Genomic DNA, 17,511 nt, shown 5'->3' with positions numbered 1-17,511 from the left:
CTAAATAAATTAAGGTTATAAAAAAAGAGCTGATTCTTAACGAATTAGCTCTTATAAAAATAATTATAATTTATCATTCAGCAATAAACTGAATATAAAAACATTTTGTAATTAGCTTACTGCAAACTCTTTATCTAGAATTTTAGAAGCAATATATCTTGCGACTCCATCTTCGGCATTTGTTTTAATAACCTCCAGTTCTGGCAAAGTTTCTTTTAATAAAGCGGGTGCATTTCCCATAATTAATCCTTTTCCAGCTGCAGCGAGCATTTGCACATCATTGAAACCATCTCCAAACGAAACTGCTTCTTGCAATGTAAAACCTTCTTTTTCAAGCACTCTTTCAATTGAAACCGCTTTATCGACAGATTTATCCATAAATTCTAGGCAAGTCGGCAAACTGAAAGCGTGATGTAAATGTTCTGAAGAATTGGCTAAAATGGCATCTTTCAATTTTACTAATTTTTCATGATTATCGCATGAAAAGAAAATCTTCATAGCACCAAAATCTTCTAAATTTTTATAATCTACTAATTCTGGACGGTATTTTAATTCGGCTTGAAACGCGTTTAATTTTTCGTTGATTCTGTTAGTCGTCCAAACATTTTCTTTGAATAGAACTACAGTAATTTCAGGATCAATTTCAACATTTAAGGCATTTTTAACCACTTCACTGTCTAAATTGAAAGAAAACAATTCTTCTTTATTTGGCGAGTGGATTCTAGCTCCGTTTGAACTTACTAGGTAAACCGGAACTCCAAGTGTATCTATAATAGCAAAAGCATCAAGATGATGACGGCCTGTAGCTACAACGATAAGATAATTTTGATTGTGAAGTTCCTGAAAAATAGATTTTGTGTATTCTGAAATTCTATGCTGTGTGTTGAGTAAAGTTCCGTCAAGGTCACTCACTACAACTTTTATATTTTTAAGTTTTGTCATATTAATTATCAACTATTTTGATGTGCAAATTTAAGGTTTTAAGACGGGAAGACCAAAGTTTAAAACCTTCAGCCGACTAAAATAGGGCAAGTTTATTATTTATTTAACTATTTCGTTAAATAAATTCAAATCTTTACTATTCCTGATTTATATAAATTCAACGCTTTTATTAAAACCGATTCAATTTGTTCCAAAGGCAAATCTTTATCTGCATCAAGCAACATTATTTTCATTCTTGAACGCGCTTCTTGCAACAAAAATGGTTCGTCAAAATATTTTCCCTCAACTATACTTAAATAAGGTTTTTTATATTTTTTATGAATCCATAAATAGCAGAACATTTTTCCTTTGTAGCAGAAAAAAGGCATTCCATATTTTAGAACGTGCGTAATATCTTTGTCTTGTTTTAGAATGATTTCTTTTAATGCAAGAAAAGTTCCTTTTATGGGCTCTTCTTGATTTTGGTAGAAATCATCTAGTTGTTTCATTTTCTGATTTTTTGAGTTTTGGCAAAAATAATTTTCAAGGTATCAGGACATTTAGAACTTCTTTTTAGTTTATAAACCAAAGAATCATTTTTTAAATAAAACCTTTCTTTTTCAAAAAATAAAAAATCTCTACGCCCGTCAGGATTACAATTTGCTATTGTTAATAAATCTTTTCTTCTTTCAAATGGATTACAATTAACAAATGGAAGCATTCGATAACACGTATCACTTTTTATACTGTTCAATTCTATAGAATCTCCAACCATTTTCCATTTACCTCGCGAAAAACCTTGCCAAGTACAAGCTCCGCTAATACATGAAAAAGTACTATCGGCCCTTATTTTTATTACCGTTAAACTTGGAATTATATATTCCGTATCATACCATGTACCAACAAATTTATTTTCTGGAATTTCTTTTTTTTGACATGAAATCAAACACATAAATAATAAGTAGCTAAATGCTTTAAGCTTCATTCAATAACTATTAAAAATTAAAAAAATATTCGTTTTGCACCTCTCAAAAAGAAATAAGCACAAAACGAATATTAATAAATGTTAAAACACATTTTACGATTTACATTTAACATTTCACTAAAATAAAACTTAGTCGTGGTTTTCTATTTGTTTGTAAGCGTCGATTACCTTTTTCACTAATCTGTGACGAACGATATCTTTATCATCAAGATAAATAATTCCAATTCCGTCAATGTCTTTCAGAACCAAAATCGCTTCTTTCAGACCAGAAATAGTTCTTCGTGGCAAATCGACCTGACCAGGATCTCCTGTAATCATAAACTTGGCGTTTTTTCCCATACGGGTTAAAAACATCTTCATTTGCGAATGCGTTGTGTTTTGTGCCTCATCCAGAATTACAAAGGCATTATCAAGTGTTCGCCCGCGCATAAATGCCAAAGGCGCAATCTGAATAATTCCTTTCAAAATGTAATCTTCGAGTTTTTCGTTAGGAAGCATGTCGCGCAAAGCGTCGTACAAAGGTTGCATATAAGGATCTAGTTTTTCTTTCATATCGCCGGGTAAAAATCCAAGGTTTTCCCCTGCTTCTACCGCTGGTCGCGTTAATATGATCCTTTTTACTTCTTTGTCTTTAAGCGCTTTAACCGCCATTGCAACACCAGTGTAGGTTTTTCCAGTTCCGGCAGGACCAATGGCAAAAACCATGTCATTTTTTTTGATCGTATCCACCAGCAATTGCTGATTAGGCGTCATGGCTTTAATTATTTTACCGCCAACTCCGTGAACTAAAATTTTGTCGTGATCGTAAGCCTTTTTTTCTTCTTGGCCATCACTCATAATTACACGTTCAATTACATTATCATCAATGTTGTTGTATCTGGTAAAATGAAGCATCAGCCTCTGAAATCTCTTTTCGAATTCATCTAAAACTTCTTTTTCGCCAAAGGCTTTCAAAGTGGTCCCTCGCGCTACGATTTTAAGCTTTGGGTAGTACTTTTTAATTATTTCAAGATGAGAATCCTGCGCGCCCCAAAAGTCTTTTGGAGCGATGTCTATTAGCTCGATAATTCTTTCGTTCAAATGAGATAAATTTAAATTAAAAATAAATTTGTTTTGTAAATCTATGGCTGTCGGGTATGTTCATATCTTTAAACGCAAATTGTCTTTTCTTTCTTTCAATTTGTATTTACTATTACTAGATTTGCATTTCTCAAATTTAATGAAAATTAGATTTAAATACTACCAATAGTTATAAACAAAATGATGTCAATAATTACCCTTACTACTGATTACGGCTTAAAAGACCACTTTGTTGGTTCGCTGAAGGGTAAAATCATTTCTGAACTTCCAGATGCAAAAATTATTGATATTTCACACGATATTGATCCATTCAACACAGCCGAAGCTAGTTACGTTGTTGGAGCATCATATTTGAGTTTCCCAAAAGGAACGGTTCATTTAATAGGAGTCGATATTGAACGCAATAAAGAAAATCAGCATATTGCCATGCAATGGAACGATCATTTCTTTGTTTGCGCCGATAACGGAATTTTGAGTATGCTTACGCAGAAAATCGTTCCGCAGAAAATCGTTGCCATTAATATTCACGATCGTTTTCCTGCAGAATACTCTGATTTGGATGTCTTTATACAAGTTGCCTGCCATATTGCAAAAGGTGGTTTATTGAATGTTATTGGCAAAGAAATTCCAGCCGTAAAAGAAGTCACAGAACTTCAGGCGGTTGTTGCTACCGATGGAAATTCACTAAAAGGATACGTTATTTATATTGATCATTTTGGAAACGTTGTAACGAATATTTCTAAAAAACAATTTTTAGAAGTTTCCCGCGGACGTCCTTATGAAATTGTAATGAAGCCAAAGAGCATCAAAACGATTCTTCCTAATTATTCGGCTATTGCGACTTCTGAGAAATATCCAATTAAAACTTACGAAGGAGAAAAATTGGCGATTTTTAATGAAGCGGGATTTCTTGAAATTGCTATTTTTAGAAGTAATCCTTCAAAAGTGGGTTCTGCCAATAGTTTGTTGGGATTGAATTATCGTGATGTCATTACAATTCAGTTTTCTTGATAATGGCCCGCAGATTTTACTGATTTAAACAGATTTACACTGATTTTTTGTCATTTCGATGAAGGGGACCCGAGCGACAGCGAATAGGCGAAGCAAATCTCCACCAGTAACTCGACAAAGCTTGGCAATTTTCATTGCGGAATTTCTAGTGTGATTTCTCCTTCGTCGAAATGACAATATTGTGAAAAAGTCATGACTTTAGATTATTCAAAATTTTTATAAAAACAACAATCAATTTTGGTATTTTTGCGCACCTGAAATGCTTTTAGACTTCAACAAATCTAAAATCAAAAATCTAAAATCTAAAATTGAATATATGTTCGTAAGAATAGTAAAAATGAGTTTTCACGAAGAAAAAATTCCTGATTTTCTGGAGAATTTCGAAACGGTGAAAGAGAAAATACGAAATGCCGACGGAAATCGTTTTTTAGAATTGTATCAGGACAAAAATGACAAATGTATTTTCTTTACTTATAGTTATTGGGAAACCGAAGCCGATTTAGAAAATTACAGACAATCTGAACTATTCAATACAGTTTGGGATTTTACAAAGAAGTTATTTAATGCTAAGCCTGAAGCTTGGAGTGTTGATAAAATAGTAAGTTTAAATTAGTTTCAGGTTTCAAGTTTCACGTTAAGTGAGCAACTTGAAACCTGAAACCTGAAACAATAAAAAACAAAACAACAAATGAAATCAATCATTTTACGAGAAATAAAATCCTTTTTTGGCTCTCCTATTGGCTATTTGGTCATTGCGATTTTCTTAATCAGCAACGGGCTATTTTTATGGGTATTTGAAGGAGATTACAATATTCTGAACACAGGCTATGCCGATTTAACTCCGTTTTTCACTTTGGCGCCTTGGATATTAATTTTCCTGATTCCGGCCGTAACCATGAGAAGTTTCTCTGACGAAAGAAAACAAGGAACTTTGGAATTACTTTTAACTAAACCTTTATCAGTTTGGGAAATTGTAAACGGAAAATTTTTCGGATCACTTTTGCTGATTATTTTGGCAATAATTCCAACATTTATATATGTATTTGTAATTTCAGATTTAGGAAATCCTGAAGGAAATATCGATATGGGAAGTACAATTGGTTCTTACTTCGGATTATTATTTCTGATTGGATCTTATTCTGCAATTGGCATTTTTACTTCTACACTATCAGAAAATCAAATCGTTGCCTTTATTATTGCGGTTTTTCTTTGCTTTATATTTTATTTTGGATTTGAAGGAATTACATCATTAATTCCGGGGCAATCCAATATCATTTCAGCATTTGGAATGCAAAATCATTTTAAAAGTATGAGTCGAGGCGTTATTGATACTCGAGATGTTATTTATTTCTTGAGTGTTACTGTACTGTTTTTATCTTTTACTGTTTATCAATTAAAATCTTTTAAAGCGTAATGAAAGCATCTAATAAATTAAATTTAAAGACATTAGGTATTACAATTTTCGTTTTAATTGTTTTAAATGTTCTTGGAAGCTTATTTTTCCACCGTTTTGATTTGACAAAAGACAAACGATATACTTTATCTGAAACTTCTTTGCAAATTATAAAGCAAGTTAAAAATCCGTTGTCGATAAAAATCTATATGCAAGGCGATCTTCCTGCAGATTTTAGACGTTTACAACAGGAAACCAAACAATTACTGGAAGAATTTCAAGCTTACAACGGTAATATTGTTTTTGAATTCGTTAACCCAATGGAAAACGAAGACGAAAGCATGGAAATGGTAAAATCACTTTATCAAAAAGGACTTACGCCAATAAACTTAACTGTTGACGACAGAGGAAAACAATCTCAGGCAATGGTTTTTCCTTGGGCAATTGCCGTTTATGACAATAAAGAAGTTAATATCCCGCTGTTGAAAAATATCATGGGAACTTCAACTACTCAAAAAGTAATTGGTTCTATTCAGCATTTGGAATATTCTATTGCTGATGCGATCAACAAAATCACCAAAGACAAACAAAAGAAAGTTGCCATTATAAAAGGAAATGGTGAATTACACGAAGTTCACATTGCCAAAATGCTAAAGCAAATTAAAGAAAGCTATTACATTGGACCTTTTACTTTGGATTCTGTTGCCAAAGATCCAAACGGAACTTTAGACGCGCTTAAAAAATATGATTTAGCCATTATTTCAAAACCAACTGAAACTTTTTCTGATGAAGAAAAACAGGTTTTAGACCAGTTTATCATGAATGGCGGCAAAACCATTTGGCTAATTGATCAAGTTGCTGCCGACATGGATAGTCTATACAATCAAGCCGGAGCGACTTTAGCGTATCCAAGAGATTTAAATTTGAACGATATGTTCTTTAAATACGGATTCAGAATTAATCCTGATTTGGTTAAAGATGAATATGGAAGTCCGATTAAATTAGCTACTGGCGAACAAGGAAGTGCAACACAATATCAAGAATTTAAATGGAAATTTGCGCCAGTTGTAAAACCTGAAAGTCAGCATCCGATTGTGAAAAATTTGGGCGAAATCAAATTTGATTTTGCCAACCCAATTGATACTTTGAAAAACGGAATCAAAAAAACGGTTTTATTACAATCGTCTCAATATTCTAAGAAAATTGGAACTCCATCAGAAATCAATCTGAATATTGTAACCGAACAAACTTCTCCTCAGGATTATTTAAACAAAGGAAATTTAAATCTTTCTGTTTTATTGGAAGGAAGTTTCCATTCGGCTTTCGAAAATCGCGTTTTGCCTTTCAAAGAAAATGGATTTCAGTCAAAAGGAAAACCAACCAAAATGATTGTCATTGCTGATGGTGATTTGGCCAGAAATCAATTAGACAAAAACATGATGCCGGTAGAATTAGGCTACGATCAGCGTACCGGAAACCTTTACGACAATAAAGATTTCATGATGAACTGTATCAATTATTTGCTTGATGACACCGGACTTATTAACATTAGAAGCAAAGATGTAGAATTGCCAATGCTGGACAGAAATAAGGTTTCCGAAAATTATACGATGACGCAATTCATAACTATCGGACTTCCAATTCTAATTTTATTGATTTTCGGACTTGTATTTACATTCCTTAGAAAAAGAAAATACAGCAAATAGATGTTAATAAAAAAATTGCGAAACTAAGATAGTTTACGATATATTTGTAATCCGTATGATCAGCGCCTAAATGCTGAAAAATACTTCAAAAAATAAAACAAAAGAGATGAAATTTATAGTATCGAGTTCGTACTTATTAAAACAATTACAAGTTTTAGGTAGTGTAATTAACAGTAACAACACGTTGCCTATTTTAGACAACTTTTTATTTGAACTAGACAATGATGCGTTGACAGTTTCGGCTTCAGATCTTGAAACTACGATGTCGGCTACATTATCAATCGATTCTAAAAGCAAAGGAAGTGTTGCTGTACCTGCAAAACTTTTGCTTGAAATTTTAAAAACGTTTCCAGAACAGCCTTTAACTTTCACAGTTGAAGACAACAATACAGTTGAAATTAGCTCTAACTCAGGAAAATATGCATTAGCATATGCTGCTGGAGAAGAATTCCCAAAATCAGTTCATCTTGAAGATCCATCTGTAACTCTTGTTCCTGCTGATGTTTTGGCAACTGCTGTAAGCAAAACTATTTTTGCTGCTGGAAATGATGATTTACGTCCGGTAATGTCTGGAGTTTTCTTCCAGTTCTCACCAGAAGGATTAACTTTTGTTGCTACAGATGCTCACAAATTGGTAAAATATGCACGTACAGATGTAAAAGCATCTCAAGTTGCTGATTTTATTATGCCAAAGAAACCTTTAAATATCTTAAAAAGTATTTTAGGAAGTTCTGATGCTGAAGTAAAAATTGAATACAACGATTCAAATGCGACTTTCTCATTTGATAATTATATCTTGATGTGTCGTTTAATCGACGGAAAATATCCAAATTACGAAGCGGTAATTCCAAAAGAAAATCCAAACAAATTAATGATCGACCGTTCTTTATTTTTAAGTTCTGTTCGACGTGTTGCGATTTTCTCAAACAAAACTACACACCAAATTCGTTTAAAAATCGCTGGAGCTGAATTAAATGTTTCTGCTGAAGATATTGATTACTCAAACAAAGCAGAAGAAAGATTGACTTGTGATTATCAAGGAGATGATCTTCAAATTGGTTTCAACTCAAGATTTTTAACTGAGATGCTTACTAATTTACAGTCTGACATGATTATGTTAGAAATGTCATTGCCAAACAGAGCTGGAATCCTTACTCCAGTTGATGGTTTAGAAGAAGGAGAAACTGTAACAATGCTGGTAATGCCTGTAATGTTAAATAGTTAACATCAAAACTTCTTTTTGTTACAGGGATTTTTTTTAGTTTCGAATTAAAGACATATCATTGTAAAAAAAAAATATCGCTATTAACCAACCATTTTTTATACCTAGAAACCGCAATTCTTTTTTTAAGATTTGCGGTTTTTTATTTGGAGTGAATTTTGTTGCAAGTTTCAGGCTTGAGAGTTTAACCGCAAAGGGCACTAAGGATTACACAATGTTCGCAAAGTTTTAGATAAAGCTTTGCGAACTTTGCGTTTGAAGCACAATCTTAATCAAAAAACTTTGCGTGCTTTGCGGTTAAACTCCACGCAAGCCATTCAACTTGAAACCTAAAACTTGAAACCTGAAACAAATTTTATTTAACTTTGTAATATGAAAATAGAAATTTGGTCGGACATAATGTGTCCGTTTTGTTATATCGGGAAGAGACAATTGGAATCGGCTTTAAAACAGTTTCCTGAAAATGATTTTGAAATTGAATGGAAAAGCTTTCAGCTTGATCCAAGTATTACACCACAATCAGGAAAAGATGTTTATACGTTTTTAGCCGAACGAAAAGACATGTCACTTGAACAATCTAAAGAAATGCACAAAGGCGTCACAGAACGCGCAAAAAGTGTTGGTTTGGATTATAATTTTGACAAAGCGATTATTTCAAATTCATTAGAAGCGCATAGAATTATTCATTTAGCCAAAAAGAATAATTTAGGCGATGAAATGGAAGAAATTTTCTTCAAAGCTTACTTTACGGAAGGAAGAGATTTAAATGATGGTCCAACATTAATTGAATTAGGAGAAAAAGCAGGTTTAAATAAAAACGAAATTTTGGAAGTACTTCAAGATGAGAATTTGTTTTTAAAAGATGTACAGCACGATATTACAGAAGCGCAGGAAATTGGCGTGCAAGGTGTACCATTTTTTGTTTTTGACCGCAAATATGCTGTTTCAGGAGCTCAACCTGTAGAAGCTTTTGTGAATACAATAAATGAAGTGCTGAAATAATTTAAGTCTTTTAATGTCAGCTAAAAAAACAGATCATAATATTCCGCTTCTTGGTCTCCAGGAGTTCAGAACAAATCAAGACAGCGATTCTGATCAGCTTATATTTAATGAACTGCATGGCGAACGCCACATTCACAAACCGCATCAGCACGATTTTTTTATAATCGTGCTTTTTGATGAGGCAAAAGGCGTTCATAATATTGACTTTATAGATTACAAAATTGGCAATAAGGAAATTCATTTACTTTTTCCAGGCCAAGTTCACAAATGGAATATTGAGCCAGGCACAACGGGCTATCAATTAATGATTGGCAGAGATTTTTTTGAAAGCTTCTCTTCAAGCTTCCGGTTTTCATTTGCCCAATATCACAATCATCCTGTCATACAACTCAGTCAGGAATCATACAACCTTTTGCAATACGAATTTTTGGCAATTAAAACCGAACTAGAAAGTGCAGACTGTCTTCAGGAATTAATAAGTTCTCGTACTGCAGTTCTAGCTTCAATTATTAGCAAAGAAGCTGCAAAAATCTTTATTGATCACGATATTTACCAGACAGAAACTCGTATTGCAAAATTTCATGAATTGATCGATGTTCATTTTAGAGAAGAAAAACTGGTTTCTTTTTATGCTTCAAAACTTCATATTTCAGCAAATTACCTAAACATTCTCTGCAAAAAACATTTAAAAATTTCGGCTACAGAATTAATTCAGCAACGAATTATTTTGGAATCTAAACGACATTTAAAAGCCACCACTCTTTCCGTCAAAGAAATTGCCTTCGAATTAGGTTTTGTAGATCATGCGTATTTTTCAAATTTCTTTAAAAACCAAACCGGAATTACACCAACTAATTTTCGCGAACAGTTATAAATCTTTCAAGCCTTGGAATAAATTTTTCACGTTTACTATTGCTATGAATTCTATTTTTGTAGAAATAATTAATTTGCATGAAAAACTCAAATATAACCCGAAAAGATTTTTTAAGAAATTCTGTGCTTGGAGTTGCTGGATTAACAGTTGGTTCAAGTTTTCTGAATACCGCGACGGCTTCAACAATTCTTGAAACTGATTCAGAAATAAAAACTGCAACCGGAAAAAACTATACTTTAAAAAATGTTAGGTTAGAAACTGGTTTTGAATACGAAGAAGACGAAGTTGTTCGTACTAAAACAGAATTATTCTGCATTGAAATAAGCGACGGGAAAATAAAATCCATTTCACCAAACAAACCCAATTCATCAGCGATTGATGCAAAAGGTTTTTTGATGCTTCCTGCATTTAGAGACATGCATATTCACTTAGACAAAACTTTTTATGATGACTGGCATGCGGTAAAAAAGAGAACTGGTGGCGTAAAAGGAATGATTGCGCTAGAACAGCAAATTTTACCTGAAATGCTTAAAACATCAACTCAAAAAGCTGAAAAATTAATTGAGTTGTTACAATCACACGGAACTTCATTTGCGCGCAGTCACGTAAACATTGAACCAACTTCAAAACTTCAGTCTTTAAAAAATCTTCAAAAGGCTTTAGAAAATAAGAAAAACACTTTTGGCGCAGAATTAGTTGCTTTTCCACAACATGGTGTTTTTTACACCGATTCTGTTCCGTATTTAAAAGAAGCTGCCAAAATGGATATTGATTTTATTGGTGGTCTTGATCCGTTTTCTATTGACGGCGCCATCGAAAAAACGATTGATTTTACAGTACAATTAGCATTGGACAACAATAAGGGAATTGATATTCATTTACATGAATCTGGAGAATCTGGAGTGAAAACTATAGACTATTTGATTGCAAAAGTAAACGAGAATACCGCTCTTAAAGGAAAAACTTTTTTAAGCCATTGTTTTGCTCTCGGAAAATTAGATAAAACCAAACAAGAAGAAATGGCAGAAAAATTAAGCAATGCACAAATAGGAATTGTTTCGACTGTGCCTTTTGGAAGCTTAGTTATGCCAATTCCAACTTTAATGAAATATGGTATAAACGTCATGACTGGAAACGACAGCATTATTGATCATTGGAACACGTTTGGCACAGGAAGTGTTTTGCAGAAAGCAAATCTTGCCGCTCAATTATACGGACAAGCAACTGAATTTGGATTATCGAGAATGTTGAAATTAGCAGCTGCAGGTCCAATTCCGTTAGACGACAAAGGAGTTCAGCAATGGCCAAAAACTGGCGACAAAGCTGATCTTGTTTTTTTGGACGCAAGTTGCTCTGCTGAAGCCGTTTCAAGAATGTCACCTGTACGAATGCTTATACACAACGGAAATATTGTTTAGCAAAAAAAAAGCCTAAAGAAATGTAATTGTTCTTTAGGCTTTTTTCTTAAATCACTCCCATTTTCTGCATTAAGAAAGTGGCGCTTTTATTTTTACAGATTCCACTTCTTAACTTATAATCAAAATGAAGTTCATTGTTTTGAATTTCGACTTCAAAACATTGATTCGTCAAAATATCAGGATATTCATTTGTTGTGAGACATACTTCAATATCATGCGTCGCAATTGCACCAATCGCGTTTTTAGCAATTACTTTCTTTACAACTTCAATAGTCCCGTTGCGTTTGTCATCAGAATTTGTTCCTCTTAAAATTTCATCTAACAAAACAAAAGCTGGTTTATCTTCTAATGCATCCATAATTTGTTTTAGACGCTTAATTTCGGCGAAAAAATACGATTCACTATCGGCTAAAGAATCAGATAATCGCATTGAAACTAAAACTGGAAGTGGATGAATGTTAGCTTTTGAAGCACAAACAACTGATCCAATTCCGCCTAAAACCATATTGATTCCTAAGCTTCTTAAAAAAGTACTTTTTCCTGACATATTAGAACCTGTTAAAATCATAAAGGATTCTGGATAAAAATGAGTGTCATTCCCTACTCTAGTCGCCGGATTTAATAGTGGATGGCTCAAATCTGAAAAGCCAATTTTATATTCAAAATTGATTTCAGGGAAAACAAAATCAGCATTATTATAGGCCAAATTTGCCAAACTGTTTAATGTCTCAAATTCTCCAATAATGCCAATCCATTTTTCAAGTTCTTCAGAATAATCTTCTTTCCATTTTAAAAGCGCTCTCAAAACGTGAAGATTAAACAAAAAAGTTCCATTAAATAATAAAGCAGTAACCAAATTACTGATAGTATCCATTCTCGAAAACAACTCCGAAAGCTGTTTTAAATGTACGCTCGCAGTTGCATTTTTAAAAATAAGCTGCTGTTGTAAATCAATTAATTTTTTAGAAGTAAAGTTTTCAGTTTCAATTTTCTGAACTAATAAACTGTACTGCTTTATTATTTTATCAATATTATCTGCTTTTGCAATTTCTGATTGAATTCGTTTAAATGACTTTCCTAAAACAATCATATTCGCAATAAAAATGTAAGTCAAATAGGAAAGTAAAATTGTTTTGGAAGTAATAAAATAAGCAATTAGAACTCCAAAAAACAAAGCAGGAATTACAAACGAAAGCGAAACTAAAACTTTAGGTAATGAATTATTTTTAAATGAATTCCAATGAATTATAGAATCATACGAAGACTTACTGTCAGAACTGACAGTTGCCAATGCTAAAAAATCCTGACGCCAATCGATTTTGGTTTTAAGTTCGTCAACTGCTTTTTGATTTTGTAAAATAACATCGTTTGGAAAAAGATGCAACAATTGATTTGCTAATGTTTTTTTTCCAATAAAAGTAGCGGTTCTATTCAAATTTTGGAATAAAGAATGATCTCCAAAAATATCCAAATCATAGGCATATGGATGGTGAAAATCGTTAAATTCTATTCCATTTTCAAAAGGAAGTTTTTCTCTTTTTAAATACGAAATTTCATTTTCGTTGATTTTTAAAAGTGCAGTTGTAAGTTGTTTTTGAAAAGATAATTTAGTGTGGATTTTCATCAAAAAAATAAAACCAACAAAAGATAAAAAAGCCAGCGCTACAAACAGAATATCATTAATTTTGATGTAATAATACAACATAAACAAACAAAGAAAAACTGCTAAAAGACGTAAAATACTGATGCTGTTGTATCTTTTATTGATTTTATTATAGACATTAGAAAAGTGTGCGACTTTATTGTGATATACTTCCATTTTTAAACTTTATTGAAGTACAAATATAGATTTTACACTTTCAAAACTGCTATTTAAATAATTTATCTTTTTATTCTTTTTCATGCATTACTAAAACAGGCACAGAAACTTCTTTGGTAATTTTTTTTGAGAAACTTGACTCAAAAATACTTTCAAAGAAAGATCTTTTATGCGTTATAGTTGTCAAAATATCAATGTCTTTATATAAAATAAAATCAAGAATAGTTTCTTTCACTTCGTCGCTTGGCAGCACCAAGAATTCGACATTTTCATGCGCAAATTCTTGCTCCCATTCTTTAATTGTCATTTCTGAAACATCAGAATTTGAAGTTTTTACATATAAACTTTTGACTTTTGCATCTGTCTTTTTTGCAATTTTTAGAATTCTTTGAAGTACTTTTTTATCTTTCTCGCGATATCTTGTTGTAAAACCAATGATTTTGACCTTTTTATACTTGGCGTCAACAGGAACGCATAATACCGGCACTTTAACTTCAGAAATAACCGAATTTGTATTAGATCCAGTAAAAAATTTCGTCCAGTCAGAAACTCCAGTAGTTCCCATAATCACAAAATCAATCTGATCTTCTTCTACAGCATTTTTCAGATTAAAAATCAAATCGCCATCCATCAATCTATGCTTGATAACAATATCTTCTAATTTACGTTCTGCCGCAATAGTTCTTAATTTCGGAATTTCATCCTTAAACATCTCAAATTTAGCCAATTCAATAGAACTGTAAATTGAGGCATAATTCTCTGGGAAAAATTGGCTGTCATACACCGGAATCTCAAAAGTATGAAGTAAAATAAGCTCGGCGTTGACAATTTTAGCAAATTCTAATGCATGAACAAACGCATTTGTAGCTGCTTCAGAAAAATCTGTGGGAAATAATATCTTTTTCATTTTGTTTAGGATTAGTGTATTGTTCTCTCAAATTTAATCATTATAAAAACAAAACAACCTGATAATTATCAGTATTTTAACAATTAAAAGTTTCTTAAAACGAAAATAAAATGGAGAATCGATTTCAAATTTCCGCTTAAGTTGGGCTTCGCAATTTTATTGCATTTTTTATACCTTTGCATTATGATAAATCAAGATTCTATAGTTGCATTAGCCACTCCGTCTGGAGCTGGAGCTATTGCTGTCATTCGTATTTCTGGTACTGAGGCAATTACAATTGGAAATTCTGTTTTTAGATCCATAAAAAACAAAGATTTAACGAAACAGAAAACACATACACTGCATTTAGGTCATATTATTGACAACGAAAAAACACTTGATGAAGTTTTGGTTTCGATTTTCAAAGGTCCAAACTCCTATACGGGCGAAAATACTATTGAAATTTCTTGTCACGGTTCAACTTATATTCAGCAACAAATTATTCAGTTATTGTTGAGAAAAGGATGCCGAATGGCTGATGCTGGAGAATTTACTTTACGTGCTTTCCTTAACGGAAAACTGGATTTATCTCAGGCTGAAGCGGTTGCCGATTTGATTTCGTCAGATAATGAAGCTTCACATCAAATTGCAATGCAGCAAATGCGAGGCGGTTTTAGTAACGAAATTGCAAAATTGCGTGAAGAGCTTTTAAATTTTGCTTCTTTAATTGAATTAGAATTAGATTTTGCAGAAGAAGATGTAGAATTTGCAGATAGAACGCAATTTCATGAATTACTAAATCGAATTGAGTTTGTTTTAAAGCGCCTTATCGATTCATTTGCTGTTGGAAATGTGATTAAAAATGGTATTCCTGTTGCTATTGTTGGTGAACCAAATGTTGGGAAATCGACTTTATTAAATGCGCTTTTAAACGAAGAACGCGCTATTGTTTCTGATATTGCTGGAACAACTCGCGATACAATTGAAGATGAATTGGTTATTGGCGGAATTGGTTTCCGATTTATCGATACGGCGGGAATCCGTGAAACTAAAGATGTTGTAGAAAGCATCGGAATCAAAAAAACTTTTGAAAAAATCGATCAAGCACAGGTTGTCATTTATTTGTTTGATGGTTTAAAATTTCAGGTTTCAAGTTCTGAGTTTGTTTCTGAGATTGAACAAATAAAAAATAAATATCCGCTAAAACCTTTAGTGATTGTTGTCAATAAAAAAGATATTTTGTCTGCTGATGAAGTTTCAAACATTACATCGAAGCTTGAAAATCTTAATGCAAAATTGCTATTGATTTCTGCGAAAGAGAAAATTGGTGTTGATGACTTAAAGAATGAATTACTTTCTTTCGTTAATACAGGAGCACTTCGAAATAATGAAACAATCGTAACCAATACAAGGCATTATGATTCACTATTAAAAGCTTTGGATGAAATTCAGAAAGTAAAATTCGGTCTTGAAACCAATCTTTCAAGTGACTTAATGGCACTGGATATCCGCGAAGCTTTATATCAATTTGGGTTGATCACTGGTCAGGTTAGCAATGACGAGCTGTTGGGGAATATTTTTGCTAATTTCTGCATCGGAAAATAGCACGACAAAAAAATATAAAACGAATTCCACACTATAAACGCAAGATTTTCAGATTTCACCGAAAATCTTGCGTTTAGTTTTACTTTTTGATTGATTTTGTTTTTGCAAGAACACATTTGGCAACGACATGGATTGCTGTTTCACTTAAGCAAAAAATTGATTTATTTGTGTATCACAATATAAGAATTTACCTTCCGTTTAAATTAAAAAACTTAATCAACAAAAATGACTAAATCGTTTAAATTAACTACAGTTTTTATGATTGTATCTTTAAAATTAATTTCTCAGAATTTAATTTTAAATCCAAGTTTTGAAGAAACTCGATACACACCTGATTCAATTAGTGCATTTAATGAAAATGTAAAATACTGGTCAACTCCTAATGAGGGCACAACAGATTTATTTGATATTAATACAAAAAATCTAATGGTTTCCATTCCGGAAAATTACAATGGACACCAAACAGCTAAATTTGGTGAAAAATATGCCGGATGTTACTTTTACGCTGAGAATAACTATAGAGAATACATACAAGGATTCCTAAAAAGTCCTTTAGAAAAGGACAAAGATTATAAAGTGTCATTTTATGTTTGTCTAGCAGAAAAATCCAAGTATGCACTAAGTGACATAAGTTTTATTCTTTCAAATCCGAAATTAAACCTTCCGAGTTCAGATTATTTATCCGACAATTCACTATCAAAAATTTGGTTAAATAGCTCTTCTAAACACTCTATTGAAAATGAAAACTATTATACGGATTCAGATAATTGGACCTTAGTTTCAAAAGTAATTAAAGCAAAAGGGGGAGAAAACTATATTGTAATTGGAAATTTTAATAATGATTCAAAAACTAAAAAGAAAAAAATCAATAGCAACGCAACTCATAACAATTCATACTACTTTATAGATATGGTTTCAATTGAGCCATTAAATAAGGTTGTTACTTTGATAAAACCCAATTCGGACAATATTGTTGAGATTAAAATAAATAAAGATATTGAGGAAGAAACTTTAGTACTTGAAAAGACGTATGTTTTAGAAAACATCAACTTTAAATCAAATAGTATTGACTTAAATGAAGATACCATAGATGAACTCGAAAGAATATTCAATTTTTTAAAGAAAAATAACAGTACTGAAATATTGATTTCTGGTCACACCGATGACGTTGGAAGTGATGAGTATAATCAAAGACTATCAGATGATAGAGCCCAAGCAATAGCAGAATATTTAAGTAATAAAGGTATAAGTTTGACTAGAATAAAAACGATTGGATACGGAAATCGCAAGCCAATAGAATCAAATAAAACAGAAGAAGGTCGAAATAAAAATAGACGAGTAGAATTTAAAATAACTAAAAACAACAATGTCTATGAGTAATTCTTGTTCTCATCTACTTATAAAAATTCGATGAGATTTTGAGTTTAGGGTTCTGTCGTATCTGCCATGTAAATTAGAGATAAATCAGTTCACTAAAAATTATGTGGTCAATTTACAAAATGATTTGAACATACTTGTTTCTGGCTTAAGCATCTGGATATGCAACTGATGCGACAGAATTGTTTTATTCCCCTAGATAATTTTTATTG

The 17,511-nt window shown here is 32.2% G+C and carries 16 protein-coding genes; 10 read left to right on the top strand and 6 right to left on the bottom strand.

The genetic code is table 11. The features are described from left to right. Positions 1-111: 111 nt before the first annotated feature. From RB619_RS20690 to RB619_RS20675, 4 genes are all read right to left on the bottom strand, one after another. Complete coding sequence (locus tag RB619_RS20690) at positions 112-942, bottom strand: Cof-type HAD-IIB family hydrolase (RefSeq protein ID WP_308101004.1); 831 nt, start codon at positions 940-942, stop codon at positions 112-114. 125 nt (positions 943-1,067) lie between these two features. Then, positions 1,068-1,430: a DUF1801 domain-containing protein gene (locus RB619_RS20685; protein WP_308101003.1), complete on the bottom strand. Its 363-nt coding sequence runs from the start codon at positions 1,428-1,430 to the stop codon at positions 1,068-1,070. Then, positions 1,427-1,906, bottom strand: coding sequence for a hypothetical protein (locus RB619_RS20680; protein ID WP_308101001.1), 480 nt, complete (start codon positions 1,904-1,906; stop codon positions 1,427-1,429). Before RB619_RS20680 ends, RB619_RS20685 begins: the two co-directional genes overlap by 4 nt. A 129-nt stretch (positions 1,907-2,035) precedes the next feature. Continuing rightward, positions 2,036-2,986: a PhoH family protein gene (locus RB619_RS20675; RefSeq protein WP_155104453.1), complete on the bottom strand. Its 951-nt coding sequence runs from the start codon at positions 2,984-2,986 to the stop codon at positions 2,036-2,038. 183 nt (positions 2,987-3,169) lie between these two features. Between RB619_RS20675 and RB619_RS20670 the strand changes: the two genes are divergently transcribed. From RB619_RS20670 to RB619_RS20635, 8 genes are all read left to right on the top strand, one after another. Beyond that, entirely contained in the window at positions 3,170-3,997 is an 828-nt protein-coding gene (locus RB619_RS20670; RefSeq protein WP_308101021.1) for an SAM-dependent chlorinase/fluorinase, read from the top strand. Between the two features lie 316 nt (positions 3,998-4,313). Next, the gene (locus RB619_RS20665) at positions 4,314-4,610 is read left to right on the top strand and encodes an antibiotic biosynthesis monooxygenase family protein (protein WP_308100999.1); all 297 of its coding nucleotides are present in this window, start codon (positions 4,314-4,316) and stop codon (positions 4,608-4,610) included. 75 nt (positions 4,611-4,685) lie between these two features. Continuing rightward, the gene (gldF, locus tag RB619_RS20660) at positions 4,686-5,411 is read left to right on the top strand and encodes a gliding motility-associated ABC transporter permease subunit GldF (RefSeq protein ID WP_308100998.1); all 726 of its coding nucleotides are present in this window, start codon (positions 4,686-4,688) and stop codon (positions 5,409-5,411) included. Next, positions 5,411-7,096 (top strand): gliding motility-associated ABC transporter substrate-binding protein GldG, encoded by a 1,686-nt coding sequence (gene gldG, locus RB619_RS20655; protein ID WP_308100997.1) that lies wholly within the window; start codon positions 5,411-5,413, stop codon positions 7,094-7,096. The genes gldF and gldG overlap by 1 nt, the downstream gene beginning before the upstream one ends. A 106-nt stretch (positions 7,097-7,202) precedes the next feature. Next, on the top strand, positions 7,203-8,321 hold the full coding sequence (gene dnaN, locus RB619_RS20650; RefSeq protein ID WP_133526596.1) for a DNA polymerase III subunit beta: 1,119 nt from the start codon (positions 7,203-7,205) through the stop codon (positions 8,319-8,321). Positions 8,322-8,690: 369 nt separating this feature from the next. Next, positions 8,691-9,320, top strand: a complete 630-nt coding sequence (locus tag RB619_RS20645) for a DsbA family oxidoreductase (protein ID WP_308100996.1) — start codon at positions 8,691-8,693, stop codon at positions 9,318-9,320. Positions 9,321-9,333: 13 nt separating this feature from the next. Further along, positions 9,334-10,194: a helix-turn-helix transcriptional regulator gene (locus tag RB619_RS20640; protein WP_308100995.1), complete on the top strand. Its 861-nt coding sequence runs from the start codon at positions 9,334-9,336 to the stop codon at positions 10,192-10,194. A 77-nt stretch (positions 10,195-10,271) separates the two neighbouring features. Then, the gene (locus tag RB619_RS20635; protein ID WP_308100994.1) at positions 10,272-11,612 is read left to right on the top strand and encodes an amidohydrolase; all 1,341 of its coding nucleotides are present in this window, start codon (positions 10,272-10,274) and stop codon (positions 11,610-11,612) included. 46 nt (positions 11,613-11,658) lie between these two features. Here the strand turns inward: RB619_RS20635 and RB619_RS20630 are convergent, their stop codons facing one another. Together RB619_RS20630 and RB619_RS20625 are read right to left on the bottom strand one after the other, a co-directional pair. Next, positions 11,659-13,431, bottom strand: coding sequence for a DNA mismatch repair protein (locus tag RB619_RS20630; RefSeq protein ID WP_308100993.1), 1,773 nt, complete (start codon positions 13,429-13,431; stop codon positions 11,659-11,661). A gap of 70 nt (positions 13,432-13,501) precedes the next feature. Continuing rightward, the gene (locus RB619_RS20625; protein WP_308100992.1) at positions 13,502-14,338 is read right to left on the bottom strand and encodes a universal stress protein; all 837 of its coding nucleotides are present in this window, start codon (positions 14,336-14,338) and stop codon (positions 13,502-13,504) included. Between the two features lie 183 nt (positions 14,339-14,521). Between RB619_RS20625 and mnmE the strand changes: the two genes are divergently transcribed. Beyond that, positions 14,522-15,922, top strand: coding sequence for a tRNA uridine-5-carboxymethylaminomethyl(34) synthesis GTPase MnmE (mnmE, locus tag RB619_RS20620; protein ID WP_308100990.1), 1,401 nt, complete (start codon positions 14,522-14,524; stop codon positions 15,920-15,922). A gap of 258 nt (positions 15,923-16,180) precedes the next feature. Next, the gene (locus RB619_RS20615; protein ID WP_308100989.1) at positions 16,181-17,302 is read left to right on the top strand and encodes an OmpA family protein; all 1,122 of its coding nucleotides are present in this window, start codon (positions 16,181-16,183) and stop codon (positions 17,300-17,302) included. Positions 17,303-17,511 lie beyond the last annotated feature (209 nt).

It is taken from the genome of Flavobacterium sp. LHD-80, from assembly GCF_030929605.1.
Classification (GTDB): Bacteria; Bacteroidota; Bacteroidia; order Flavobacteriales; family Flavobacteriaceae; genus Flavobacterium.
Note: the sequence above shows the minus strand (reverse complement) of the source record. Positions and strands in the feature narration are given on the sequence as shown.